Source organism: Ornithinimicrobium sp. F0845 (genome assembly GCF_023015765.1).
Lineage (GTDB): Bacteria > Actinomycetota > Actinomycetes > Actinomycetales > Dermatophilaceae > Ornithinicoccus.
On record NZ_JALKAL010000009.1, the window covers coordinates 104,065 to 128,990 of the forward strand.

Below are 24,926 nucleotides of genomic sequence, written 5' to 3' on the forward strand. Positions count from 1 at the left end.
CCTGGTGACCGTCGACGTCTGCTAGGTCTGACCCTAACTGCCGCGGCTGACAAGGTGTGCCAGCAGGTCGTCCACGCCGGTCACCGCGTCGAGCAGCGACTCGATGTCCTCCCGTGAGCCCCGCAGCGGCTCCGGCAGCTGGACGCGACGCAGCTCCCGGCCGCCCGCCGCCGGCTCGAAGACCACCGAGTCCCACGACGCGGCCCGCACCTGCCCAGCAAAGCGGCTGACGCACTGCCCGCGGAACCAGGCCCTGGTCTCCTCGGGCGGCTCCACCATCGCCGCGCGCACCTCCTCGTCACTGACCAGGGTCTCCAGCCGTCCGGAGGCCCGCATCCGGGCCGCCAGGCCGCGCGACGGCTCGAGGTCGGACCACTGGATGTCGATGGCGGACAGGCGTGGGTCGCCCCACTCCAGGCCGTCCCGGCGGCGATACCCGTCCAGCAGGGCCAGCTTGGTGACCCAGTCGACCCGCCCGACGCAGCGCATCGGGTCCTCCCCCAGGTCCGCGGCCACGGCGTCCCAGTGCCCCAGCACCTCGCGGGTGTCGTCGTCGACGTCCGCGCCGAGGTGCTCCTCGACCGCCTCGCGGTAGACGGCCAGGATCTCCAGGGCGGTCAGCTCCCTCCCGTCGACCAGCTCGACCCGCCGGGTCAGGCCGGGGTCGTGGGAGATCGCACGGATAGCGGCCACCGGGTCGGCGAGCTCCAGCGACGGGGCCCGGCCCGCCTCGATCAGGCCCAGGACCAGGCTCGTGGTCCCCACCTTGAGCAGGGTGGCGACGTCGCACAGGGTCGCGTCACCGACGATCACGTGCAGGCGGCGGTACTTCTCCCCGAACGCGTGCGGCTCGTCCCGGGTGTTGACGATCGGGCGCTTCAGGGTGGTCTCCAGGCCGATCTCGGCCTCCATGTAGTCGGCCCGCTGACTGATCTGGAAGCCCGGCTGCTCGGAGAACTGGCCCAGGCCCACGCGCCCAGCCCCCACGAGCACCTGCCGGGCCACGAAGAAGGGCAGCAGCCCGGCGGCGATCGTCAGGAACGGCACCTCGCGGGGCACGAGGTAGTTCTCATGGGTCCCGTAGGACGCGCCCTTGCCGTCGACGTTGTTCTTGTAGAGGCGGACCGGGTCACCCTTCTCCGCCAGGGCCGCGGCGGCCGTGAGCATCACCTCGTCGCCCGCGCGGTCCCAGCGGACGACGTCCCGTGGGGTGAGCACCTCCGGGGAGGAGTACTCCGGATGCGCGTGGTCGACATAGAGGCGGGCACCGTTGGACAGCACCGAGTTGGCCGTCGCCGGGTCGTCGACATCGGTGAGCTGGCTGATGTCGGCCAGGGCCCGCGCGACCTCGAACCCCCGGGCATCGCGCAGCGGGGTCTCGTCGGCGTAATCCCAGCCCGAGCCGGTCGGCAGCGCGCGGCGCGGACCGGCCGACGTGGCGTAGGCGCGCACCACCAGCCCGGACAGGGCCACCGGGTTGGCCCGAGGGTCCCCCGGGCGGGTGATGCCGTACTCCGTCTCGGTCCCCATCACCCGGCGCACACCCATAGGGCAACCCTAGGTTGCCGCCGCCTGCGACGATGAGCCGGTGGTCGCGATCCGGTCCACCACCTGCTGGACGAGCGCGCCATACTCCTGCGCGACCGCCTCGAGGTCCGTGTCACCGGGGTCGAAGAGGTGCAGGGTCCGCGTGCCGGCGGCCAGGCCCACCATCAGGCAGGCCAGCTGGTCGGAGTGGCGACGAAGCAGCAGGGCGTCCTTCCCCTGGACTCCGTCTGCCTCGAACCGGCTGAGGAAGCGCTGACGGAACTCGGCCCGTGCCGCCGCCGGGTCCGGGGCATCCGCGATCAGGTAGAGGGCGCGCAGCCAGGGCTCGGCGTCCGCATCCTCGCGGCGGGCCAGGACGCGACGGACGAGCAGCTCACCGAGGCCCTCGAGCGGCACATCCGGCGCGAGCGGCTGCGGCTCCAGCGGGGTGGCGTCGGCATGGAGCTGCTCCTTGGAGCCGCCGACCTTCATCACCATCGCCGGCGACACCCCGGCGGCCGAGGCGATCTCCCGGATGGTGACCGCGGCATAACCACGCTCCCCGAAGAGCCGGCGTGCCGCCTGGAGGACCTGCTCCCGGGTGCCGCTCACCGGATCGCCGGCTCGCTCGGGCGCGGACGGGAGCGGGGGATCCCGGTGACGATGTCGACGTCCAGCGTGCTGGAGGTGGATCCGATCTGGACGGCGCGGGAGCGGGTGCGTCCCGTGTCGTGGTCCACGACCGTGAGCACGTAGCGGCCCGGGGGTGGCAGCCCGATCTCGTAGGCGCCGTCCGCGTCGGCGTGCCGGGTGGCGACGTACTCCCCCGAGTGCCGGATCAGGGACAGCATCACGTCGCCGAGCGGCTCCCCGTCGTCGGTGATGTGCCCGGTGAGGAGCAACCGGCGGTTCATCCGGATCTGGTCCAGGTCGGCGTCGCCGAGGTGCTCCAGGCCGGACATCGGGCCCCACCCGTCGGCGCTGACCACGACGAGGTAGCGGCCGGCCCTGGGCAGCGCGAGGGTGTAACGGCCCGCGTTGTCGGTGCGACCCCAGTCGACGTGGCGGCCGTCGGGGTGCAGCACCGTGACCACGGCCTGCTTGATCGGGCGGTCCTGCTCGTCGGTGATGACACCGCCCACCACCACCTCGTTCTCGGCCTCGGGCTGCTTCACCTCGTGCCGCTCGGCGGCCAGCACCTCGCCGGGCACCTGGCGGCGGTCACCCACCGGCTGCGGCCGCGCGATGAAGGCGGCGATGAGGGCGCCCCCGAGTGCGGCAGCCGTCCCGATCCAGAAGACCAGCTGGTAGGCCTCGAAGCGGGGCACGGTCGGCATGCCCTCCATGGCCATCGCGGCGAACAGCGCCGCCACGAGCGCGCTCGCGCTCGACGTGCCGAGCGCCCGGAGGAGGGTATTCAGACCGTTGGCCGAGGCGGTCTCGGTGATCGGCACCGACCGCATGATCAGGGTCGGCATGGCGGCGAAGGCGAGGGCGGTGCCCAGCGAGGAGATCCCCGCGGCGATCACGACCTCCAGGACCGACCCGTGCAGGAAGGCGCGCAGGACGAACCCGACCGCGATGACGATGGCACCGTTGATCAGCATGGCCCGCGGCCCGTAGACCCGGATCAGCCACGCGGCGACCGGCGACATGAGCACCATGAGGATGCCCTGAGGAAGGAGCACCAGGCCGGTCTCGATGACCGACAGGCCGAAGCCGTAGCCGGTCTCGACCGGCATCTGCACCTGCTGCGCGCTGGTCAGGAAGTTGGCGAACATCGCCAGGCCGATGAGGATGGAGGCGGCGTTGGTCAGCAGCACCGTCCGGCGCATCGAGGTGCGGATGTCCACCAGGGGCTGGCCCTGCCGCAGCTCCCACGGCACCCAGGCGGCCAGCACCAGCCCGGAGACGATCAGCAGGGACACGGTGAGCCGGTCGAACCACCCCCACGACCCGGCCTTGGAGACGGCGAGCAGGAAGCACGTCAGGGCGATCGAGAGCAGGACGGCGCCGACGTAGTCGAAGCGGCCCCGGGTGCGCACGGTGGACTCCGGCACCACCAGCAGCACCAGGACGAACATGAGCACCGCGAAGCCGCCGGAGACCACGAACAGCATCTGCCAGTCGAAGTTCTCGTAGATGACCCCCGCGAGCGGCATCCCCACCGCGCCGCCGATGCCCAGCGTGGCGCTCATCAGCGCGACTCCGGAGCCGACCTTCTCGCTCGGCAGGTGGTCGCGCATGATGCTGATGCCGACCGGGACCAGGCTCGTGCCGATGCCGGTGAGCCCGCGCGCGATGATCACCGGGGCGAGCGTCTCGCTCAGGGCACCCAGCGCCGAGCCGATGATGACCGAGCCGAGGCAGACCAGGAGCATCAGCCGCTTGCCGAACATGTCGGCCAGACGGGACACGATCGGGGTCCCCACGGCTCCGGTCAGCAGCGTGATGGTGATCAACCAGGACGCGTTGTCGGTCGTGGTGTCGAGGATGTCCGGGAAGTCCGGCAGGAGCGGCAGCACCAGGGTCTGCTGCAGCGACACCAACGTGCCGCACAGACCGAGGACGGTGATGATGAGCCCGGTCGCGATCCCCTTGACGGCCTCGGGCGCTGGGTCGGGGCGAGTGGTGGTGGCGGACGTGGACACGCTGCTCCTGCGGAAAGTATGACGTGGGGTGGCGACGGTGGTGACCAGCGGGCGCCATCGACCAACGGACCACGACGGTGAACAAGCGTTCACCGGCAGAAGGCAGTGTAGCTGCCACGCTGTGACACGCTGAGTCCGTGCGCTACGCCCTGGACCTGATCGTGGTCGCCGTCTTCGTCCTGATCGGTCGCGCCACGCACGAGGAGGGCTTCGCCTGGTCCGGCACCCTCCAGGCGCTGTGGCCGTTCGTCGTCGCGCTCCTGGCGGGCTGGCTGGCTGCCCGGGCGCTGCGCCTCCCCCTGACAACCCCGCGGGCGGGCGGTGTGGTCTGGCCAGTCACCCTCGTCCTCGGTATGGGTCTGCGAGCCCTGTCGGGCCAGGGCACCGCCCTTCCCTTCATGATCGTGGCGACCCTCGTTCTGGGCGCGGGGCTCCTGGGGTGGCGACTGATCGGCACCCTCCTGGGCCGCGGCGCGATTCCCTCGGACCCCGAGTCCTAGGCTGACCCGCTATGGACACGGTGCTCACGGTCGCCATCGGCGTGCTCATCGTGGCGACCGGCGCGGTCCTGCTCACCTGGTTCGTCCGGTCCCGGCTCGTCCTCGGCACCCCGGAGGACCAGGCCACCTACCAGGTCCTGCACGTCACCGGCCTGGCCACTCCCGAGCTGCGAGCGGGCCTGGAGGCGGGCGCCGAGAAGGCCGTCCGCCACCTCCGTGACCTCCTCGGCACCCCCGCAGTGGCACTCACCGATGGCACGCGCCTCCTCGCCTGGGACGGCGTCGGGGCCGACGTGCACGCCCAGCACGCGGTGAGCCACGCCGTCAACGCCGTGCGGGACGGGTCCACGGTCGTCCTCGGGCCCGCGACCGTCGCGTGCCCGGACCCCGAGTGCCGGATCCGCCACGCCATCACGGCCGCGCTGACGACCGAGGATCACCTGGTAGGGGCCCTGACGGCCTACACGGGCAACCGCCCGTCGGCGCGCCTGGTGCGGGCGGTCGAGGAGGTGGCACGCTTCGTCTCCGGCCAGCTGGAGCTCGCCGAGCTGGACCGCTCCCGCGCCAAGCTCGCCGAGGCCGAGATCCGGGCCCTGCGCGCCCAGATCTCGCCGCACTTCATCTACAACAGCCTCGGGGCCATCGCCTCCTACGTGCGCACCGACCCCGAGCACGCGCGAGAACTGCTCCTGGAGTTCGCCGACTTCACCCGCTACTCCTTCCGGCGGCACGGGGAGTTCACCACCCTCGCCGAGGAGCTGCGCTCGGTCGAGCGCTACCTCGCCCTCGAGCAGGCCCGCTTCGGTGGCCGGCTGGAGGTCACGCTCCGGGTGTCTCCGGAGGTGCTCCCGGTCGCCGTCCCCTTCCTCTGCCTGCAGCCGCTGGTCGAGAACGCCGTGCGCCACGGGCTCGAGGGCGACGAGGGCCGGGGGCGGATCATCATCATCGCCGAGGACGCCGGCAACGAGGCGAGCATCAGCATCGAGGACAACGGGGTCGGGATGGAGCCCGAGCGAGCCCTGGAGAACCTCACCGGCGAGGGTGGTGACCACGTGGGGCTGGGCAACGTCGACCAACGTCTGCGCAGCGTCTTCGGCGACGAGCACGGGCTGGTCGTCGAGACCGCACCGGGGGCGGGGACCAAGGTCAGTATGCGGGTCCCCAAGTACTCCCCCGGCGTGCACGTCCACTGACCTCCTCGGCGTGCCCTGACACTCACTTGACGCGCGGACTAGTGTGCTCTCCATGCCGTGCGTCCTCGCCGTCGATGACGAACCGCCCGCCCTGCGCGAGCTCGCGCACCTGCTCTCGCAGGACCGGCGCGTGGGCAGTGTGCTCACTGCGTCCGACGGCGCCGAGGCGCTCCGGCTGCTCGAGCAGGAGGACGTCGACATCGTCTTCCTCGACATCCGGATGCCGGGTCTCTCCGGGCTCGACCTCGCCCGGGTGCTCGCCCGGTTCCGGACGCCGCCGGCCGTCGTCTTCGTGACGGCCTACGAGAACCACGCGGTCGACGCGTTCGACGTCCAGGCGGTGGACTACGTGATGAAGCCCTACCGGCCCGAGCGGCTGGCCGCGGCCCTCGCGCGGGCCCTGGAGCACGTCGTCGGCAGTGCCTCCCCGGGCCCGGACCTGCAGGACGAGTCGATCCCGGTGGAGCTGGGCGGCGTCACCCGCTTCGTGCGGCGCAGCGAGGTCATCTACGTCACCGCCCAGGGCGACTACGCACGCCTGCACACGCACCAGGGAAGCCACCTGCTGCGCACGCCCCTGACCACCCTGGAGGAACGGTGGGCCGACGCCGGGTTCGTCCGGATCCACCGCAGCCACCTCGTGGCCCTGCAGCACGTCGAGGAGATCCGCGTGGACAGCGGCCGATACACCGTGTCGGTCGGCGGCCGGGAGCTGACGGTGAGCCGACGACATACTCGTGAGCTCAGGGACCTGCTCGTCAAGCGAGCGGGCGGGTGAGCGAGCCCGACGGGCCGGCAGGCGGCCGGGTCACCGTCACCCACCCGAGCCGCCAGCGCCCCCGGATGCGTCCGGCCCCGCTGACGCGTGAGATCGACGAACAGACAGGTCTGGGCGAGGTCTACATCTCCTCACTGATCCGCTCGCAGCTGCGGCTGGCCCTGGCGGTGCTGACGGTGTCCCTGGGCGTCCTGGCGACGCTCCCGTTGGTCTTCCACCTCTTCCCGGAGGTTGCTGCGGTCGAAGTTCTGGGCATCACCCTGCCCTGGCTCGTCCTGGGTGTCGTGGTCTATCCGGCCATCCTGGGCGCGGCCTGGTTCTACGCCCACAACGCCGAACGGGTCGAGCGCGACTTCGTGGACCTGCTCGACGACCGATGAGCCCGACGCTCGGCCTGGTCGCGATCCTGGCGACCGCGGTGGTCACCGTCCTGGTCGGGATCGTGGGCGTCCGCGCGGCCCGCACCACCAGCGACTTCTACGTCGCCTCACGCAGCGTGACCCCGTGGTGGAACGCCTCCGCCATCGGCGGGGAGTATCTCTCGGCCGCCTCCTTCCTCGGCGTCGCGGGCCTGATCCTGGCCTACGGCGCCGACATGCTGTGGTTCCCCGTCGGCTACACCGCGGGCTACCTGGTGCTCCTGGTGCTGGTGGCCGCCCCGCTCCGACGCTCCGGTGCCTACACCCTGCCGGACTTCGCGGAGGCCCGTCTGGAGTCCCTGCCCGCCCGCCGCACGGCCAGCGTCCTGGTGGTCACGATCGGCTGGCTCTACCTGCTCCCCCAGTTCCAGGCGGCCGGACTGACCGTCCGCACGGTGACCGGTGCGCCCCGGTGGGTCGGGCCGGTCCTGGTCTGCGTGGTCGTCCTGATCGGGGTGCTGTCCGGCGGCATGCGCAGCATCACCTTCGTCCAGGCCTTCCAGTACTGGCTGAAGCTGACCGCGCTGGCCGTGCCCGCCGTCTTCATCCTCCTGGTGTGGCAGTCCCAGGGCTCCCCCACCGTCGACCAGGAGGCCCCGCCGGCCTTCGCCGCGGCCACGACCGTGCAGATCAGCACCGGCGTCTCGGTCGAGGTGTCCGAGCCGGTCCGGGTCCACGCGGAGGGTGTCGTCAACGGCGCGGTGGTGGACGGGCCCGTCGACCTCACCCCCGGGACGCACGACCTGCGCCAGGGCACCGAGATCACCTTTCCGGCGGGCGCGCAGATCCCGCACGCCGACTCGCTCAGACCGTTGGGCGGGGCAGACTGGCTGCTTCCGTTGAGGTCCGACAGCGACTACCCCCTCTACTCCACCTACTCCCTGATCCTGGCCCTGTTCTTCGGCACGATGGGGCTGCCGCACGTGCTCGTGCGCTTCTACACCAACCCCGACGGCCGGGCCGCCCGCCGCACCACGGTGGCGGTGCTCGGCCTCCTCGGGATCTTCTACCTCCTCCCGACCGTCTACGGAGTCCTCGGTCGGCTCTACACCCCCGACCTGCTGCTGACCGGGCGCACCGACGCGGTGGTGCTCCTCCTGCCCGGCCGGTTGATCGACGGTATGCCGGGTGACGCCTTGTCGGCACTGGTCACCGCGGGTGCGTTCGCCGCGTTCCTGTCCACCTCCTCCGGACTGACCATCTCGGTCGCCGGAGTCCTCTCCCAGGACCTGATCGGTCGCCGGGTGCGCAACCCGGTCCGGGCGTTCCGGCTGGGCGCCAGCCTGGCGCTGATCGTCCCGATCGCCCTGGCGCTGATCAGTCCCTCCCTCGGGATCGCCGACGTGGTGGGTCTGGCGTTCGCCGTGGCCGCCTCCTCGTTCTGTCCCCTCCTGCTCCTGGGCATCTGGTGGCCCCGGCTCACCGACGTGGGTGCCATCGCGGGACTGGTCACCGGGGGCGGTCTGTCCACCCTGGCCGTCCTCACCACCCTGGTCTGGGCGCCGGCCGGCGGCTGGTGGACACCGGCGCTGGCGCAGCCGGCCGCCTGGACGATGCCGATCGCCTTCCTGGTCATGGTGCTCGTCTCCCTCGCGACTCCGCGACGGGTCGCGACCGGCGTGAGCCGCACGATGATCCGGTTGCACACCCCCGAGAGCGTCGACCTCGACCGCGGCGACTGGGACCCCGAGGATCGCTGGCGCAGCCGGACCTGACCGCTGGCGCAGCCGGGCCCGGTCGCTGGCGTACCTGGGCCCGACCGCTCGTCCCGCCTCGGGCGCCGTTCGTCGCACCGCTGGGCACCGACGGGCGATCCCTTGCACCGTTGACCGCGCCATCCGACCGACCTCCTGCCGCCGCGCGCTCGCTCTCCCTAGCGTGTCGGGCGTCACAACGTCGTGGCCCCGACAGTGGAGGAGAGAACCCGTGTCCGACATCGCCCCACCCCCCACCGAGGAGTGCTGATGGATGCCCAAGCACGCCAGTCCTACTGGAAACGCAACCTGCGCCTCATGGCCGTCCTGCTCACGGTCTGGGCCCTCGTCTCCTACGGCGCGGGCATCCTCTTCGTGGAGCAGCTGAACCAGGTGTCGATCATGCAGATCCCGCTCGGGTTCTGGTTCGCCCAGCAGGGCTCGATCATCACCTTCCTGATCCTCATCGCGATCTACGTCTGGCGGATGGACAAGCTGGACAAGGAGTACGGGATCACCGAGTACGAGGAAGGGGTCCACCACTCATGAGCTCTGTCCAGCTGTGGACCCTCATCTTCGTGGGGCTGTCCTTCGGCTTCTACATCTACATCGCCTACGCCAGCCGGGTGAACACCACCTCCGGCTTCTACGTCGCCGGCGGCGGAATCCCCGCCCCGGCCAACGGCGCGGCCATCGCGGCCGACTGGATGAGTGCCGCCTCGTTCATCTCGATGGCTGGCATCATCGCGCTCTCCGGCAACGGCTACGGCGCGTCGGTCTACCTCATGGGCTGGACCGGTGGCTATGTGCTCCTGGCCATGCTCCTGGCGCCCTACCTGCGCAAGTTCGGCAAGTACACGGTCCCGGACTTCGTCGGCGACCGCTACTCCGAGACGGCCCGCCTGATCGCGGTGATCTGTGCGATCGTCGTCTCGTTCGTCTACGTCGCCGGCCAGATGTCCGGTGTCGGTGTGGTCTTCCAGCGCTTCCTCGGTGTCGACACCACGGTCGGCGTCATCATCGGCATGGTCATCGTCTTCCTGTATGCCGTGCTCGGCGGCATGAAGGGCATCACCTGGACCCAGGTGGCGCAGTACTCCGTGCTGATCGTCGCCTACCTGATCCCGGCGATCGCCATCTCCCAGAAGCTCACCGGCATCCCGATCCCGCAGATCGGCTTCGGCCAGATCATGGACGAGCTCAACGCCCTGCAGCGTGACTTCGGCCTGGCGGAGTACACAGAGGCGTTCGCCACCACGAACATGCTCAACATGTTCCTGATCACGGCCGCCCTGATGTTCGGCACCGCCGGCCTGCCGCACGTGATCGTGCGGTTCTACACCGCCAAGAGCGTGCGGGCGGCACGCTTCTCGGCCCTGTGGGCGCTGTTCTTCATCTCGCTGCTCTACCTGACCGCGCCCGCCATCGGCGCGTTCAGCAAGTTCAACATCCTCAACGACATCCCAGGCACCGCGATCGGGTCCGAGCCAGCCTGGTTCCAGTCCTGGCAGGAGGTTGGGCTGATCACCGTGGACGACCTCAACGGCAACGGCATCATCGACGTCCAGGGTGGCCTCGGCGCGGGCTTCGAGCTGGCGATCAATAACGACATCGTGGTGCTGGCCACGCCGGAGATCGCCGGGCTGCCCGCCCCGATCGTCGGTCTGGTGGCCGCCGGTGGTCTGGCCGCGGCACTGTCCACGGCGTCCGGCCTGCTGCTGGTCATCTCCTCGTCCGTGGCCAACGACGTCTACTACAAGAAGATCAACCCGCAGGCCTCCGAAGCTCGTCAGCTGTTGGTCGGCCGCATCGCGATGGGCGCCGCGATCGTGGTCGCCGGCTACCTCGGCATCAACCCGCCCGGGTTCGTGGCGCAGGTGGTCGCGCTGGCCTTCGGACTCGGGGCGGCGAGCTTCTTCCCGATCCTTGTGCTCGGGATCTTCTGGAAGAAGTGCACCGCCGCGGGCGCGATAGCAGGCATGATCGCCGGTCTGGGCACGACCATCGCCTATCAGCTGTGGACGATCGATATCTACGGCAACAGCGACGGCATCTTCGGCATCAACGAGGTCGCCTTCGGTGCGGTCGGCATGGTGATCAACTTCGTCGTCACGATCGTCGTCTCGCAGTTCACCACCAAGCCGACCGAGGCCATGCAGCAGCTGGTCGAGGACATCCGTTACCCGGGTCGCAGCGAGCTGGTCGCGGCCCACGCAGCGGGGACGCTCGACGACGAGCTGCTCCACGGTGAGCACCACGATAAGGACGAGTCGTGACGGCCGTGGCGGAGCGTAAGGGCTCGCGCCCCGCGTCGGCGCAGCGGGCGCGTCGGCGCTTGATGCCCGGACAGAAGCGGATGCTGGCCGCCAGCGTCATGATGCTCATCGGTGCCTTCGTCCCCTGGCTGTACACCCAGCTGGGAACGTTCACCGGGATGGCCGGCCCCGGCCTCTGGACGGCCACCGTCGCGATGCTCGCACTGGCTGGTGCGTTGGTCCCGATCCGGATGCTGGCCGTCGTTCAGGGCGCCATCGCGGCGGGCGTCGCCATGGTGATCCCCGTGTGGCAGTTCTGGCACGTCTTCAGCCAGGTCGGCATGGCCGGCTGGATCCCCGGTCCCGGCCTCCTGCTGACCTTTGTTGGTGGCCTGCTGTGCGGCATCGCGGCCTGGCAGCTGCTGCACCTGGAGGTCGCCGAGGGCTGACCCAGCCAGCCCACGCCAGACGGGACGGGGTATGCCAACGCGAGAGTCGGCATACCCCGTTCCGTCGCGTTGCCCGGCGGTGCTGGTTAGAGGTACTGACCGGTGTTGCCGCGCTCGAGGCTGCGCCCGGGCGACGTGCCGTCCTTTCCGGAGATGAGCGTGCGGATGTAGACGATCCGCTCGCCCTTCTTGCCCGAGATGCGCGCCCAGTCGTCCGGGTTGGTCGTGTTGGGCAGGTCCTCGTTCTCCTTGAACTCATCGACGCAGGACTGCAGCAGGTGGTCGACCCGCAGACCGTGCGACCCCGAGACCAGCAGGTCCTTGATCGCCATCTTCTTGGCACGGTCGACGATGTTGTGGATCATCGCCCCGGAGTTGAAGTCCTTGAAGTACAGAACCTCCTTGTCGCCCCCGGCGTAGGTGACCTCAAGGAACTTGTTCTCGTCGATCTGGGAGTACATCCGCTCCACGACCGCCGCGATCATCGCCTCGACGGTGGCGTCGCGGTCGCCGCCGTGCTCCGCCAGGTCATCCGGGTGCAGCGGGATCGCGGGGGTGAGGTACTTGCTGAAGATGTCCTTGGCACCCTCGGCGTCCGGTCGCTCGATCTTGATCTTGACGTCGAGCCGGCCCGGGCGCAGGATCGCCGGGTCGATCATGTCCTCACGGTTGGAGGCGCCGATGACGATGACGTTCTCCAGCCGCTCGACCCCGTCGATCTCGGCCAGCAGCTGGGGCACGATCGTGGTCTCGACGTCACTGGAGACCCCGGACCCGCGCGTGCGGAACAGCGACTCCATCTCATCGAAGAAGACCACCACGGGCGTGCCGTCGCTGGACTTCTCCCGGGCCCGCTGGAAGATCGTGCGGATGTGCCGCTCGGTCTCGCCGACATACTTGTTGAGCAGCTCGGGGCCCTTGATGTTCAGGAAGTAGCTGCTGGCGTCGTCGCGCCCCGCGCGCTCGGCGGAGTGCCGGGCCAGCGACGCGGCGACGGCCTTGGCGATGAGCGTCTTGCCGCAGCCCGGCGGGCCGTAGAGCAGGACGCCCTTGGGCGGGCGCAGCTGGTGCTCCTCGTAGAGCTCGGTGTGCAGGAACGGCAGCTCGACCGAGTCCTTGATCATCTCGATCTGCCGGGCCAGCCCGCCGATGTCCTCGTAGGAGATGTCCGGCACCTCCTCGAGCACCAGGTCGCTGACCTCGGACATGGCGATCCGCTCGTAGACGAAGCCGGCCCGGGCGTCCATGAGCAGCCCGTCACCCACCCGGAAGGGCGGCTGCAGGGAGCCGGCCGCACGGCATACTCGCTCCTCGTCCCCGCGGACCAGGACCAGGATCCGTCCGTCGTCCAGCAGCTCCTTGACCGTCACGACCTCACCGGTGCGCTCGAAGTCAGCCACGCCCACGATGGTCTGCGCCTCGTTGAGCAGCACCTCACGACCGGGCTTGAGCTCCTCGACCGGCACGTCCGAGACGGCACGCACCTGGATCTTGCGACCCGCGAAGGAAATCTCCACGCGGTTGTCGTCGTGCCGCTGCAGCACGGTGGCGTAGCTGAGCGGGGGCTCGCCCATCGAGTCCAGGTCCTCGCGGAGCCGGACGATCTGGGCACGGGCCTGGCGCAGGGTGTCAGTGAGCTTCTCGTTCTGCCCGGAGACACTGCCCAGCCGGGTCTCGAGGTGGAGGACGCGCTGCTCGAGCAGACGGACGCGGGCGTGCCCGGCGACGGCGGGACGATCCTGGGGCTCCTCGGTCACGGTGACTCCTCTGCATGGGGTCACTCCAGCCTAATCGCCGGGGCGCAGATCTCCGCGTTCATCCCCAGCCCGTGCGTCGGAGGTCCGCTCGGCGTCGCGGTTGAGGTCGCGCAGCGTCCGGCGGACCCGCTTGTCGGAGATGACGCGCTCCCCCACGTCCTCGGGGGTCCACTCCTCGACGGGCGGGGTGTAGTCCTCGCCGTAGGCCCCGTGAGCGGGGCGGGTGCGGCGCGCCGGAGCCGTGGCGCCGGGAGCCAGCCGCCGCGTGGTGAGCAGGAAGCCCGTGTGCCCGTGCATCCGATGCTCCGGGCGCACCGAGAGCCCCTCCAGGTGCCAGCCGCGGACCATCGACTCCCACGCCTGCGGCTCGGTCCAGCCGCCCGCGTCACGCGCCGCCTCGGCCACGCGGGAGAGCTGCGTCGCGGTGGCGACGTAGCAGATCAGCACGCCGCCCGGCGCGAGCGCATCCCCGACCACGTGCAGGCAGTCCCAGGGGGCGAGCATGTCGAGGACCACCCGGTCGATGCTGCCCGGCTCGACGGTCTGCGGCAGCATCTCCACCAGGTCGCCGACGGTGACGCTCCACGCCGGGTGGTCCGCCCCGAAGAAGATCCGGGCGTTGCCCCGTGCGATGTCGGCGAAGTCCTCGCGACGCTCGAAGCTGTAGAGCCGCCCGCCGTCGCCGACCGCGCGGAGCAGCGACAGGCTCAGCGCGCCGGACCCCACACCAGCCTCGACCACCCGGGCACCGGGGAAGATGTCGGCCATCGTGACGATCTGCCCCGCGTCCTTGGGATAGACCACCTGCGCGCCGCGCGGCATGGACAGCACATAGTCGGACAGGAGGGGCCGCAGGGCGAGGTACTCCTGACCCGAGCTGTGCGTGACGACGGTGCCGTCCGGCGCACCGATGAGGTCGTCATGCCGGATGTGCCCACGGTGGGTGTGGAACTGCTTGCCGGCCTCCAGCGCGATGGTGTGCAGGCGGCCCCGCGGGTCGGTGAGCTGGACGCGGTCGCCCTCCCGGAAGGGACCACGACGCAGTATGGCGCCAGTCGGGTCCTGCGGGGTCGGCTGCGGGGCGGGCGGTGCGTCGGTCACGCCGAGGAGTCTAGGTGGCCTAGCCTCCTCGACACGATGCGCTCGCCGCAGGGTCACTCCGCCAGGCCGCACCTCCGGTCGAGGTTGGCGTCGAGCCGGGACTTGGCCATGATCGTCGGCTTGTTCCCGCGGAAGACGAAGGTCGCCACCCCGACGACGTGCAGGTCGGAGACGTTGCGGGCCGTGTGCCAGCTGAGCGGCGGGTTGAAGCTGTCGCCCGCGGTGTAGTCGGTCGCCGTGCAGTTGGTCGACATGAGCGTGAACGTGCCGTCCCCCTCGACCGTGACACTGGTCATCCCCGGGTGGCGGTGCCAGTCGACATAGCCGCCGGGCGGGATGTTGATCCGGGCGACGAGCACCGTGCGGTTGGGGGCGACCTCGGTCGGTCCTGCCACCGGCGGCATCTCGATCCAGAACGGAGGGTCGGGCGCCTCCTGCGCCGTCGAGACCCCGATGGAAGCGCTGGTCATCAGCGCGACCGAGGCGAGGACGGCACCCAGGCGAGCGAGCCTGCGGCTGGGCTGTGAACTGTTCATGATCTTCCCTCTCACGGGGTGTGATTGACCCGTGACAGCCTGCCGAACCCGGTGCGCTGGTCGCCATACGCAGATCTGCGTAGGCCGTGGGGCGGGGAAAGCACTGGCGCGTCAGTGTGATGTGGGCCACACTAGGGAGGCTGGGAAGGGAGGTTCCCATGTCCGTGACCGCACGCGCCGCCTCCGTCGACGCCCTCTGGGAGCTCCACGATGTGCTCCACGCCGAGGGCCCTGGGGTGGGCCTGCCGCTCGTCCTGCTCGAGCGTTTACGCACCGCGCTGGGGTGTGAAGCACTGGCGTTCAACGCGATGGACAGTCGGCGCGAGAGGCACCGCTTCATGCAGGTTGCCACTGCCGACGAGAGCGACGAAGTGCTGAATCCAGAGAACGACGAGATTGACGCCGTGTTCTGGCAGCGCTACTGGGGAGCCGACTGCTCCTGGCCGGACCAGACCACCGACCTCACCCAGGTTCTGCGGCAGTCCGACGTGACGACCCGCCGCGACTGGCTGGCCAACCCGATGTCCGAGCTGTTCGGGGACGGCCAGGAGCACGAGGTCATGGTCGCCTGGCCCGACGGCGGTCCCGGCCAGACGCTGCGGCTGCTCGCCTGGCGCGGACAGGGTCGCGACTTCGACGAGAACGACGTGCTGCTCCTCGAGCTGCTCCAACCGCACCTGCACGCGGCCTATCTGAAGGCCGAGGCCGGGCGTCAGCGACTCGCTGGCAGCGGCGTCGGCCGGCTGACGGAGCGGCAGCACGCCGTGCTCGGGCTCGTGCGCGAGGGCCACACGAACTACTCCATCGGCCGGGCCCTCGGCATCTCCGAGGGGACCGTGCGCACCCACCTGCAGAACATCTACTGCCTGCTCGGGGTGTCCTCACGCACTGCGGCCGTCATGGAGCTGGAGCAGTCGCTGCCCCGGTGAGGGCCGTCCGCTCGTGCGCCGATCTCAGAGGTCGGCGGCGCGCACGACCCCGTGGACCTGCCCGTCGACGCCCCGCACCGCGATCATCGACAGGCTGTCGGTCTGCATCGCGATGACGACGTCGGTCATGTCGTCCTCGGGGGTGGCGCGGACCACCCATGCTGCCGGGAGGTGCTGCAGCACGGCGCTGACCGAGGTGGCTCCCCAGACGTCTGGTGGGACGCTCCGCAGTGCCGTCGGGTCGAGCACGCCCACCGGCTGGCCGGCGGCATCCGTGCCGAGAACGAGCTGGCCGGTCGGCGGCGGCAGGTCGGTCAGCGGTGCCGCCGCGGGGACGACGGACACCGGCGTGAGGTACTGAGAGACCCGCACCCGCTCCAGCCGCTGCCGCGCGCGACCCACCTTGATCGCCTCGCTCGCTCCGAACCACAGGAAGCCGCCGAGGACCAACAGCCACAACAGGCTGGTCGTGCTCAGTTGCTCGCCCGCGAGGAGGGGCCGGCCGATCAGCCACCAGGCCGCCAGGAGCACCATCAGGCGTCCGCTCCAGCCAGCCACGATCATCCCCGCCCCGCGGCTCCCGGTGATCTTCCAGACCAGGGAGTCCACGAGGTAACCACCGTCGAGGGGCAGACCCGGGAGCAGGTTGAAGGCGGCCACGAAGCCGTTGGCGTAGGTGAAGCCGGCCGCCAGCAGGAAGGCGATCCCGTTGTCGGTCTGCTGCAGCCAGAGCCAGCCGAGGCCGGCCAACGCTGCGTTGGCCAGCGGTCCGGCGATGGCCACCAGGGCGCTGCGGCCCGCCGTGCTGTCGCGGCTGTCGTAGGCCGTGTGGCCGCCCCAGAAGTCCGCCACGACGCGGTTGACTGAGTAGCCGCAGGCCTGACCCACGAGGGCGTGCGCGGCCTCGTGCACGAGCACAGAGACCAGCAGGAGCAGCGCGAACGCGCCAGCGACGACGTAGGCCCAGACGCCCAGCTCGGGCAGGGTGCGTTGCACCACTGGTCCGAACAGCAGCACGATCACGCCGGCCACGAGGAACCAGCTGCGACCGATGTAGACGGGCGCACCGGCGAGACGGCCGATTCGCCACCCGGGCGCCTTGGGGGGCGCGGTCATGGAGCAACACTAACCGCGCCGAGGCACACCCCGTGCCGCTGAGCACACTGGTCGGTGGCGGAGCACTGTCGGTGGCGTTGCCTAGGCTGCAGGCATGTCTCCAGCCCTGTCCCCCAGCCGGGCCTCGGACTTCATGCAGTGCCCGTTGCTGTATCGCTTCCGGGTGATCGACCGCCTGCCGGAGCCTCCGAGTGCCGCCGCCGCTCGGGGCACCCTGGTCCACGCGGCCCTCGAGCGGGTCTTCGACCTGCCGGCGCCGCAGCGCACGCCGGAGGCGACCATCGCACTGCTCCCGGGCGAGTGGGCCCGCCTGGTGGAGGAGGAGCCCGAGCTGGCCTCGCTGCTGGCCGCGCCCGGCGAGGAGGTCACGCCTCTGGACGACACCGCGCCGCAGGTCACCGAGGCCGACCGGGAGCGGGCCTGGTTCGAGGAGGCAGCCGGGTTCGTCCGCACCTGGTTCACCCTGGAGGACCCGACGCGGTTGGAGCCCGCCGAGCGGGAGCTGTATGTCGAGGCGGAGGTCGACGGCCTGGTCATGCGCGGCTACGTGGACCGTTTGGACGTGGCCCCCGACGGGCGGCTGCGCGTCGTCGACTACAAGACAGGTCGATCGCCCTCGGAGCAGTGGGAGGGCAAGGCCCTCTTCCAGATGAAGTTCTACGCCCTGGTCCTTTGGCGCACCAGGGGCGTGGTCCCCACCCTGCTGCAGCTGGTCTACCTGCGCGACGGTCAGGTGCTGCGGTATGCCCCGGAGGAGCGCGAGCTGCTGGCGACCGAGCGCAAGGTCAAGGCGCTGTGGGCCGCCATCGAGGTGGCGGCCACGACCGGGGACTGGAGACCGCGGACCGGTCGCCTGTGCTCCTGGTGCCACCACAAACCGATCTGTCCGGCCTTCGGCGGCACTCCCCCGCCGCTACCCGAGGATGCGAAGAGCCGGGCGCTCGACCCGCGCGCGACCGGGCAGACCGCCCCGGCCGACGACGCGGACGAGTAGTCCGGGGCGCGCCGACCGGGCCAGCGCCGACCCGACCCCGCGCTTCCCGCGCGCCCGGGCAGTGTCAGCGGACGGTGGCGGCCAGCTCAGCCAGGTCCTGCAGGCTCAGTCCCTCCAGACCGGGGACCGTCACCATGCCCGTGACCTCCGGGATGGGCACGACGTGGGGTATGCCGATCGTCGGCACCTGGGCCGCGGTGGCCGAGTGCACACCGGTGGGTGAGTCCTCCAGGGCGAGGCAGTCCCGGGCGTCGACGCCGAGACGTTCGACCGCCAGCAGGTAAGGGTCCGGGGACGGCTTTCCGTGGGTGACCTGATCACCGGTGACGACGGTGGCGAAGGTGCCCGGCGGCAGGTGTTCCAGCAGCACGTCCGCCAGCGGGGTCCACGACATCGTCACCAGGGCGCAGGGCACGCCGAGCTCTGCGCACTCGACCAGCAGCTCCCGGGCACCGGGGCGCCACGGTAGGTGGGCCCGGGTCCGGGCCACCACGCCGCTCAGCAGCGTGTCGACGACCTGCTCCGGGGTGCCGGTGACGGGGGTGCGGGCCAGGATGATTTCGGCAGACCGCAGGAGACTGTTGCCGACCAGCTCGACGGCGTCCTCCTGGGTCCACGTGCCGCCGGCGCGCGCGATCAGCTCGCCCTCCTCGGCCATCCAGTAGGGCTCGGTGTCGATCAGGGTGCCGTCCATGTCCCACAGCACCGCTGCGGGCAGCGGCGCCGGGTCGGCGCGAAGCTCGGGGAGGTCGGTCACCGGTCGATCCTAGCGACGGCCCCCAGGCGTCTCCCACGCCCTCTGGCACCCGGGTGCGCGGGATTCGGGCCCGGGACTCGTAGGCTGACGCCTATCCGTCAGACCGGAGGCTGATCATGATTGATGTGGGGCACGTGGGCGAGGTGAACGACCCGATCGTCATCGCGGCCTTCGAGGGCTGGAATGACGCCGGTGAGAGCGCGACGCGGGCTGTTGAGCACCTGGTGCAGGCGTGGGACGCCGAGCTGATGGCGGTGATGGACCCGGAGGACTACTACGACTTCCAGGTGAACCGTCCCCGGGTGGCGCTGGTGAACGGCCAGCGCCAGCTGACCTGGCCCACGACCCGGGTCCTGCTGGCACGCGACACGCCGCTCGGGCGCGACGTCATACTCGTCCTCGGCATCGAGCCCTCGATCCGGTGGCGCACCTACGTCAACGAGCTCCTCACCCTCGCCATGGACCACGGGAGCACACTCTGGGTGTCGATGGGCGCGCTGCTGGCGGACGTGCCGCACAGCCGGCCGATCCCGGTCTCGGTGACCTCCGAGGACGCCGAGCTCCGCGAGGTGCATGACGTGGAGCGCAGCACCTACGAGGGCCCCAGCGGCATCGTCGGGGTGCTCATGGACCAGGCGCACCAGAGGGACCTGCCCGGCCTCTCTGTGTGGGCGGCGGTGCCGCACTATGCCGGTGGTCCTCCCTCGCCCAAGGCGACGCTGGCGCTCGTGAGCCGGCTGGAGGAGCTCCTCGGCTGCGTCATCGACGACGGTGACCTCACGGAGCAGGCCCGGGCCTGGGAGCGCGGCGTCGACGAGCTGGCCGCCTCCGACGACGAGGTCGCGGAGTATGTCGAGGCGCTGGAGGACGCGCAGGACACCGCCGACCTGCCCGAGGCCAGCGGGGACGCCATCGCGCGGGAGTTCGAGAAGTACCTCAGGCGCCGGGGCGGCCACGAGGCGGGGTAGGTGTGCTGACCCCAGGAAGTCGGGGCGGCCCCACCGACCCGCAGGCCGGCCCACGGACGCTCACGCGAGCGCGCCTCGCAGGACCACGCCGAGGGTCGGCCGCACGTCGGAGTCGTCGTGGCGACCGATGCGGTGCAGGATCAGCCCCTCCGCGCAGGCCATGATGGCCCCGGCGGACGCGCCGGGGTCCTGGGCTCCGAGGGCGCGCAGCACTGGCTCCAGGGCGGTTTCGATCTCGGCCCGGCCACGCCCCAGCGCCTCGCGCAGCACAGGGTCGTGGCTCGCCTCCATGAACAGCACGAGACGGGCCGTGGTCAGGACGCGCTGATCGCGGGTGGTGCGGTCCAGGAGGGCCACCAGCGCGTCGAGGAGCTCGTCGGCGGACGCGGGGGTGAGTGCGGGGCCGACGCTCGCGAGATCCTTCTCGAGGATGGCGTCAGCCACGCCGGTCAGCAGGGCGTCGCGCGTGCGGAAGTAGTTCGACGTCGACCCCGGCGGCAGCTCGGCCCGTGCATCGATCCGGCGGTGCGTCAGGGCGCTGAGCCCCTGGGTCCCGAGCAGCTCGATGGCGGCAGCGAGCGCCCGCTCACGTCGTGTCGTCATGACCGCCACTATATGAGTAGTGACTGGAGCGTCACGAGCCTCAGGGGCGTGCGTTAGGCGGTGCCGTCGATGAGGGTGCGCAGTCGCGCGCCGAGGTGTTCCCAGCCCCAGGCGTCCTGCACCCACTCCCGCCCGGCGGCGCCCATCCGGGCGGCCCGGCCGGGGTCGCCCAGGACGCTGATCACGGCCTCGGCGAGCCGGGGCACGTCCCGCCCGTCCACCACGAGCCCGGTGCGTCCGTCCAGCACCGTCTCGGGGGCCCCGCCGGAGGTCCCCGCGATGACGGGCACCCCGGCAGCGGCGGCCTCCAGGTAGACGACGCCCAGGCCTTCGACGTCGAGGCCGCCCCCGCGGGTGCGGCAGGGCATCGCGAAGAGGTCGGGCATCGCGTAGTGCGCCGCGATCTCCTCGGAGGGGACGCGGCCGGTGAACAGCACGTCGTCGTCGACCCCGTGCTGGCTCACCAGGGTGCGCAGCTTCTTCTCGTAGGAGCCTTCGCCCGCGATCACCAGGGCGGCCCCCGGCACCGCTTGCCGGATCTGGGGCATCGCGCGGATCAGCGAGTCCGCCCCCTTGCGCGGCACCAGCCGGGACAGGCACAGCACGACGGGTCGGTCACCGAGGCCGTATCGCTCACGCAGCTCCGCCCTGGCGGCCGGGTCGGGCCGGAACTCCTCGGCCTCGACGCCGGAGGGCAGGTGGGCCGTGGACCCGGCCCTGCTGAAGGCCCCGTCGAGGCGGCGCCGGGTGTAGCGGCTGACGTAGGTCATCACGTCCGAGGCTCCGGCGATGCGACGCAGTGCCTGGCGTGTCCCGGGCGACATCCACCACCCGACCTCGTGGCCGTGCGTCGAGGCGATCACCCGCTGCACGCCGGCCTTCCTCAGCGCGGGAGCCATCAGGCCGAGCGGGGCTGCGGCGCCGAACCACACCGTCTCGATCTGGTGGGCGCGCACGAGCTCGGCCGCCTGGCGGACGACGTCGGGTGTCGGCACCATCATCGTGTGCCTGGACCGGACGACCTCGTAGGGCTGCGCGGCGTCGAAGGCCGCCATGTCGGCCTGGTGATAGTTCGAGGCGAAGACCGTCAGATCCTCCGCGGGGAGCTGCGCCGCGAAGTTGTGCAGATAGCTCTGGATGCCGCCGTGGCGCGGGGGGAAGTCGTTCGTGACCAGGAGCGTGCGTCGCACCCGCGTCACAGCCTGACGCCAAGCAGCGCGTCGACCGCGGCCCCGACGGCTGCACGGTCGCCGGGCGCCCCCGCACCGACCCACTCGTCCACCACGCGCAGCGCCGTCGGGGAGTCCAGGTCGTCGGCCAGGGCGGCCCGCACGGTCCCGATCACCGAGGCCTCGGGGCCCACGCCCGTCGTTCCGTCCGCGGTACTCACCGTCCCGCCGGCAACAGCGCGCCAGGCCGCGAGCCGGTCCACCGCGTCCTGGAGGATCTGCGGTGTCCAGTCCCACGGCTGACGGTAGTGCTGCCCCAGCAGCGCCAGCCGGATGGCCATCGGGTCAACCCCGTCGCGGCGCAGCGCGGAGACGATCACCAGGTTGCCCTTGGACTTGCTCATCTTCTCGCCGTCCAGCCCCACCATCGCCTGGTGCACGTAGGCGCTGGCGAAGGCCTGGCCGGTCAGCGCCCGGGACTGGACGGCACTCATCTCGTGGTGCGGGAAGATCAGGTCGGTCCCCCCGCCCTGGATGTCGAAGGTCTCGCCGAGGTAGCGCAGCGCGATCGTGGTGCACTCGATGTGCCACCCCGGCCGCCCCTCCCCCAGGGACTCACCGGGCCAGTGCGGCTCACCCTCGCGGTGGGCACGCCACAGCAACGGGTCCAGCCGGTCCCGCTTGCCGGGACGATCCGGGTCGCCGCCACGCTCGGCGAAGACCTCCAGCATCTGGTCGCGGGTCCAGCCGGAGACGTCCCCGAAGGTGGGCTGGGTGGACAGGTCGAGATAGACGTCCTCGCCGGTCCCGTCCTCCGAGGGGAGGGAGTATGCCGTGCCCGCCGCGAGCAGTCGCTGCACCGCCGTCACGTCGTCGGGGATCCCCTCAATCGCCCCGACGTAGTGCTGCGGCGCCAGCACGTTGAGAGCCTCCATGTCCTCGTGGAACAGGGCGATCTGACCCGTCGCCAGGTCCTGCCACTCGACACCGTCCCGCTCGGCGCGCTCCAGCAGGGGCTCGTCGACGTCGGTCACGTTCTGCACGTAGGTGACCTCCAGCCCGGCGTCGAGCCAGGCCCGGATCAGCAGGTCGAAGGTGACATAGGTCGCCGCGTGGCCCATGTGCGTGGCGTCGTAGGGCGTGATGCCGCAGACATAGAGCCGGGCGTGGCCGCTCTCGGGATGGACCGGGCGCACCGAGCGGGTCGCCGTGTCATAGACGTGGAGGGGGCCTCGCTCCCCGGGTCCGGCGATCTCGGGCACAGCTGCACTCGTCCACGTCCTCACGGGTGGGAGCCTAATCTCCGCTCACACCCGCGCCCACCACCGGGCGTCTCGACAGGTGTCGTTCGGGGGCAGTGGTCAGGTGGAGTTGGGGGCCAGGACGCGTGGGCGCACTCCATGCCGATCCCGAGCCAGGAGGTAGACCCCCGTGCCGGCCCAGGCCAGACCGAAGGGGACCGCCAGGAGCACGAGCGAGGTCTGCTCGTTGGCCAGCGGCAACAACAGTGCGGTGACCAGGATGGCCACTGAGACCTGGTGGGGTAGCACACGTGCGCGCCAGACGATGGTGGCGACCATCAGTAGGCCGAGGACCAGGAACACGATCCCGGGCGCCACGAGCAGAGGCATCCCGGACCAGTCGGCGTCGACGAACCCCGACACGACTCCGGCGGCCAGGAAGCACGCCACTCCCACGCCAAGGCTGGTCACCGCGGTCCAGACCAGCGGCCCGCGCTGGCTGGCCCGTCTGGTCATCAGGAGCAGCCCGCTGACGGACACCACGAGCATCAGGCCCGCGACGGCCAGGAGCATCCCTGTCAGCGCGGTCGAACCCCGCATCACGCTCGACGCGCAGCCCTCGGCCACGCAGCCCTGCGGCTGCAGGTTGTGCGACACCGCCGCGGCACTCCACGACACGCCGCTCACCACGGCACTCACGCCCGTCACCTGGGACAACCGATCCACTGGGCACCCTTCCATCACGGTCGGCACAAGTCTCCGACGCACCAATCGCGCGCCTGGTCGCGACACCGGCGCGGGCGCGTCACCGTCGGGCCCGAAGGCCCGCAGGGTGTCGCACTTCCGATGTGCTTATAGGAGATCTGGGCGCGTTGTTTCAGCGGGCCTGGTCACCACAGGGGCCACGGCAGCGGATAGCGGCCGGGGGGCAGCTCGGGGAAGACCGGGTGCGCCAGCACCCCGTTGAGCCTGCGCAGCAGTGCGGCGTGCTCCTCGGGTGCGATGAGCTGGGCGATGGTATGCCGTGACTCCAGGCGGCCACGGAGCCTCTCGAGCCGCTGGATGTCATCATCGGGAATGGGTTGCCCGGCCCAGCCCCAGAGCACCGTGCGCAGCTTGGCCTCCGCGTGCAGGGTGAGCCCGTGGTCGACACCCCACAGGCGTCCCGCGCCGTCGCGGATCAGGTGGCCTCCCTTGCGGTCGGCGTTGTTCAGCACCAGGTCCAGCACCGCCAGGGAGGCCAGGTCGGGGGTGTCGCGGTGGGCGACGGTCACCGGTGCGCCGTCGCCGTCCTCGCCCCGGACCACGGCGAGCCAGCCCTCCGGCACCTCCCCGCCGCCGAACACGTCGAGCAGGCCGTCGCCCGGTGCCCGACCGGCCGCCTCCCAGTCCACCCAGTGCTGCACCGAGCCCGGCCCCAGCGGGCCGTCCCGCCAGACCGTGCGCGGGATCAGGTCCCAGCCCCCGGCGGCGCTGATCTCGTAGGCGGCGACCTCGCGGTGACCGAGCGTGCCGGTGGGGAAGTCCCGGAGCGGGGCCTCGCCGCGGAGCGGTTTGTAGATGGCGCGCTCCCCGGTGGGCACGCCAGCCTCATCCGTGAGCAGCACGCGCGCGGTGAGGTTGGAGGCGTCGGGCAACACGCCCTCGACCTCGATCGCGGCGGTGCTCAGACGCTCGCCGACCGCCGCACGGTCCTGAGTCCGGCCGTCGTGGGACCGCGCACCCGAGCCGGTCGGGCCGGTCACCGCCGGAAGCCGTTGGCCCTGGGGCAGATGTGGCCCCCTGGGTCGAGCGGCTGACCGCAGAACGGGCAGTTGGGACGGCCACCCTCGAGGGCCGTCGCGCACCGCTGCGCGAAGGCCCGAGCCATGGGCGGTGGCAGGACGACCCGGATGTGACCGGCCAGCACCACCTCCTCCGGCGACAGCTCCGCCTCTGTCTCGTCCTCGGGAGGGGGGACCTCATGCGCCTCGATCACGACCCGCCGGGTGCCCGGGTCCCAGGCCAGGCTCAGGCTCTGGACCCGGAAGTCGTCCTCGATCGGCGTGTCCAACGGTGCGTTGTCGGCGAGGCCCTCCGCCGCTTCCGGCGCGCCCTCGAAGCCGGCGACCTGGTCGAGCAGGTCGGCCAGCCGCTCGCCCAGGATCTTGACCTGCTCCTTCTCCAGCGACACGGTTATCCGCCGTCCGCCGCCGCTCACCTGGAGGAAGAATGTGCGCTGACCGGGTGGGCCCACGGCCGCGGTGATGAACCGCTCCGGTGGGTCGAACTCGTGCAGAGGCATAGGAG

25 protein-coding genes are annotated in these 24,926 nt (G+C 71.1%); 11 read left to right on the plus strand and 14 right to left on the minus strand.

Features of this window, described 5'->3' with window-relative positions; translation table 11 throughout:
• Positions 1–33: 33 nt before the first annotated feature.
• Genes dop through MWU75_RS13940 form a run of 3 tightly spaced genes read right to left on the minus strand, consistent with a single transcriptional unit; the run spans position 34 to position 4,178 of the window.
• Positions 34–1,548, minus strand: a complete 1,515-nt coding sequence (dop, locus tag MWU75_RS13930; protein ID WP_281497245.1) for a depupylase/deamidase Dop — start codon at positions 1,546–1,548, stop codon at positions 34–36.
• A 9-nt stretch (positions 1,549–1,557) separates the two neighbouring features.
• On the minus strand, positions 1,558–2,139 hold the full coding sequence (locus MWU75_RS13935) for a TetR/AcrR family transcriptional regulator (protein ID WP_247091804.1): 582 nt from the start codon (positions 2,137–2,139) through the stop codon (positions 1,558–1,560).
• Positions 2,136–4,178 carry an MFS transporter gene (locus tag MWU75_RS13940; protein ID WP_247091805.1) on the minus strand — a complete coding sequence of 681 codons (2,043 nt, stop codon included), beginning with the start codon at positions 4,176–4,178 and terminating at the stop codon, positions 2,136–2,138. The genes MWU75_RS13935 and MWU75_RS13940 overlap by 4 nt, the downstream gene beginning before the upstream one ends.
• Before the next feature lie 137 nt (positions 4,179–4,315).
• Between MWU75_RS13940 and MWU75_RS13945 the strand changes: the two genes are divergently transcribed.
• The 8 genes from MWU75_RS13945 to MWU75_RS13980 all read left to right on the plus strand — a co-directional run bounded on the left by MWU75_RS13945 (position 4,316) and on the right by MWU75_RS13980 (position 11,466).
• The gene (locus MWU75_RS13945; RefSeq protein WP_247091806.1) at positions 4,316–4,678 is read left to right on the plus strand and encodes a DUF3054 domain-containing protein; all 363 of its coding nucleotides are present in this window, start codon (positions 4,316–4,318) and stop codon (positions 4,676–4,678) included.
• 11 nt (positions 4,679–4,689) lie between these two features.
• The gene (locus MWU75_RS13950; protein WP_247091807.1) at positions 4,690–5,871 is read left to right on the plus strand and encodes a histidine kinase; all 1,182 of its coding nucleotides are present in this window, start codon (positions 4,690–4,692) and stop codon (positions 5,869–5,871) included.
• A gap of 52 nt (positions 5,872–5,923) precedes the next feature.
• Positions 5,924–6,649, plus strand: a complete 726-nt coding sequence (locus MWU75_RS13955; protein ID WP_247091808.1) for a LytTR family DNA-binding domain-containing protein — start codon at positions 5,924–5,926, stop codon at positions 6,647–6,649.
• Positions 6,646–7,029 carry a hypothetical protein gene (locus MWU75_RS13960; protein ID WP_247091809.1) on the plus strand — a complete coding sequence of 128 codons (384 nt, stop codon included), beginning with the start codon at positions 6,646–6,648 and terminating at the stop codon, positions 7,027–7,029. The genes MWU75_RS13955 and MWU75_RS13960 overlap by 4 nt, the downstream gene beginning before the upstream one ends.
• Positions 7,026–8,783, plus strand: a complete 1,758-nt coding sequence (locus tag MWU75_RS13965; protein WP_247091811.1) for a cation acetate symporter — start codon at positions 7,026–7,028, stop codon at positions 8,781–8,783. Before MWU75_RS13960 ends, MWU75_RS13965 begins: the two co-directional genes overlap by 4 nt.
• A 249-nt stretch (positions 8,784–9,032) precedes the next feature.
• Positions 9,033–9,311, plus strand: a complete 279-nt coding sequence (locus tag MWU75_RS13970; protein ID WP_247091813.1) for a DUF4212 domain-containing protein — start codon at positions 9,033–9,035, stop codon at positions 9,309–9,311.
• Positions 9,308–11,038: a sodium:solute symporter family protein gene (locus tag MWU75_RS13975; RefSeq protein ID WP_247091815.1), complete on the plus strand. Its 1,731-nt coding sequence runs from the start codon at positions 9,308–9,310 to the stop codon at positions 11,036–11,038. Before MWU75_RS13970 ends, MWU75_RS13975 begins: the two co-directional genes overlap by 4 nt.
• 5 nt (positions 11,039–11,043) lie before the next feature.
• A complete protein-coding gene (locus MWU75_RS13980) occupies positions 11,044–11,466 on the plus strand; it encodes a hypothetical protein (protein WP_247091817.1) in 423 nt (140 codons plus the stop codon).
• An 86-nt stretch (positions 11,467–11,552) separates the two neighbouring features.
• On the opposite strand, the gene arc is transcribed toward MWU75_RS13980, so the two are convergent.
• The 3 genes from arc to MWU75_RS13995 all read right to left on the minus strand — a co-directional run bounded on the left by arc (position 11,553) and on the right by MWU75_RS13995 (position 14,860).
• Positions 11,553–13,169, minus strand: coding sequence for a proteasome ATPase (arc, locus tag MWU75_RS13985; protein ID WP_247091899.1), 1,617 nt, complete (start codon positions 13,167–13,169; stop codon positions 11,553–11,555).
• Positions 13,170–13,253: 84 nt separating this feature from the next.
• On the minus strand, positions 13,254–14,324 hold the full coding sequence (locus tag MWU75_RS13990; RefSeq protein WP_247091819.1) for a tRNA (adenine-N1)-methyltransferase: 1,071 nt from the start codon (positions 14,322–14,324) through the stop codon (positions 13,254–13,256).
• Between the two features lie 53 nt (positions 14,325–14,377).
• Positions 14,378–14,860: a hypothetical protein gene (locus MWU75_RS13995; RefSeq protein ID WP_247091821.1), complete on the minus strand. Its 483-nt coding sequence runs from the start codon at positions 14,858–14,860 to the stop codon at positions 14,378–14,380.
• A 158-nt stretch (positions 14,861–15,018) separates the two neighbouring features.
• Here MWU75_RS13995 and MWU75_RS14000 point away from each other — a divergent pair, with 158 nt between their 5' ends.
• The gene (locus MWU75_RS14000; RefSeq protein ID WP_247091823.1) at positions 15,019–15,789 is read left to right on the plus strand and encodes a helix-turn-helix transcriptional regulator; all 771 of its coding nucleotides are present in this window, start codon (positions 15,019–15,021) and stop codon (positions 15,787–15,789) included.
• Between the two features lie 24 nt (positions 15,790–15,813).
• Here the strand turns inward: MWU75_RS14000 and MWU75_RS14005 are convergent, their stop codons facing one another.
• Positions 15,814–16,905: a site-2 protease family protein gene (locus tag MWU75_RS14005; RefSeq protein ID WP_247091825.1), complete on the minus strand. Its 1,092-nt coding sequence runs from the start codon at positions 16,903–16,905 to the stop codon at positions 15,814–15,816.
• 94 nt (positions 16,906–16,999) lie between these two features.
• On the opposite strand from MWU75_RS14005, the gene MWU75_RS14010 reads away from it, so the two are divergent.
• Entirely contained in the window at positions 17,000–17,899 is a 900-nt protein-coding gene (locus MWU75_RS14010) for a PD-(D/E)XK nuclease family protein (protein ID WP_247091827.1), read from the plus strand.
• Between the two features lie 64 nt (positions 17,900–17,963).
• On the opposite strand, the gene MWU75_RS14015 is transcribed toward MWU75_RS14010, so the two are convergent.
• Positions 17,964–18,656, minus strand: coding sequence for an HAD family phosphatase (locus tag MWU75_RS14015; RefSeq protein WP_247091829.1), 693 nt, complete (start codon positions 18,654–18,656; stop codon positions 17,964–17,966).
• Between the two features lie 116 nt (positions 18,657–18,772).
• Here MWU75_RS14015 and MWU75_RS14020 point away from each other — a divergent pair, with 116 nt between their 5' ends.
• Positions 18,773–19,624: a PAC2 family protein gene (locus tag MWU75_RS14020; RefSeq protein WP_247091831.1), complete on the plus strand. Its 852-nt coding sequence runs from the start codon at positions 18,773–18,775 to the stop codon at positions 19,622–19,624.
• 60 nt (positions 19,625–19,684) lie between these two features.
• Here MWU75_RS14020 and MWU75_RS14025 read toward each other — a convergent pair whose 3' ends face one another.
• The 6 genes from MWU75_RS14025 to MWU75_RS14050 form a co-directional block, all read right to left on the minus strand.
• Complete coding sequence (locus MWU75_RS14025; RefSeq protein ID WP_247091833.1) at positions 19,685–20,227, minus strand: TetR family transcriptional regulator; 543 nt, start codon at positions 20,225–20,227, stop codon at positions 19,685–19,687.
• A gap of 53 nt (positions 20,228–20,280) precedes the next feature.
• On the minus strand, positions 20,281–21,417 hold the full coding sequence (locus MWU75_RS14030; protein WP_247091835.1) for a glycosyltransferase family 4 protein: 1,137 nt from the start codon (positions 21,415–21,417) through the stop codon (positions 20,281–20,283).
• 5 nt (positions 21,418–21,422) lie between these two features.
• The gene (gene mshC / locus MWU75_RS14035) at positions 21,423–22,682 is read right to left on the minus strand and encodes a cysteine--1-D-myo-inosityl 2-amino-2-deoxy-alpha-D-glucopyranoside ligase (protein WP_247091837.1); all 1,260 of its coding nucleotides are present in this window, start codon (positions 22,680–22,682) and stop codon (positions 21,423–21,425) included.
• Between the two features lie 75 nt (positions 22,683–22,757).
• Positions 22,758–23,336: a hypothetical protein gene (locus MWU75_RS14040; protein WP_247091839.1), complete on the minus strand. Its 579-nt coding sequence runs from the start codon at positions 23,334–23,336 to the stop codon at positions 22,758–22,760.
• A gap of 191 nt (positions 23,337–23,527) precedes the next feature.
• Positions 23,528–24,382, minus strand: a complete 855-nt coding sequence (locus MWU75_RS14045) for an SCO1664 family protein (RefSeq protein ID WP_247091840.1) — start codon at positions 24,380–24,382, stop codon at positions 23,528–23,530.
• Positions 24,379–24,921, minus strand: coding sequence for a DUF3090 domain-containing protein (locus MWU75_RS14050; protein WP_247091842.1), 543 nt, complete (start codon positions 24,919–24,921; stop codon positions 24,379–24,381). The genes MWU75_RS14045 and MWU75_RS14050 overlap by 4 nt, the downstream gene beginning before the upstream one ends.
• Positions 24,922–24,926: the final 5 nt, after the last annotated feature.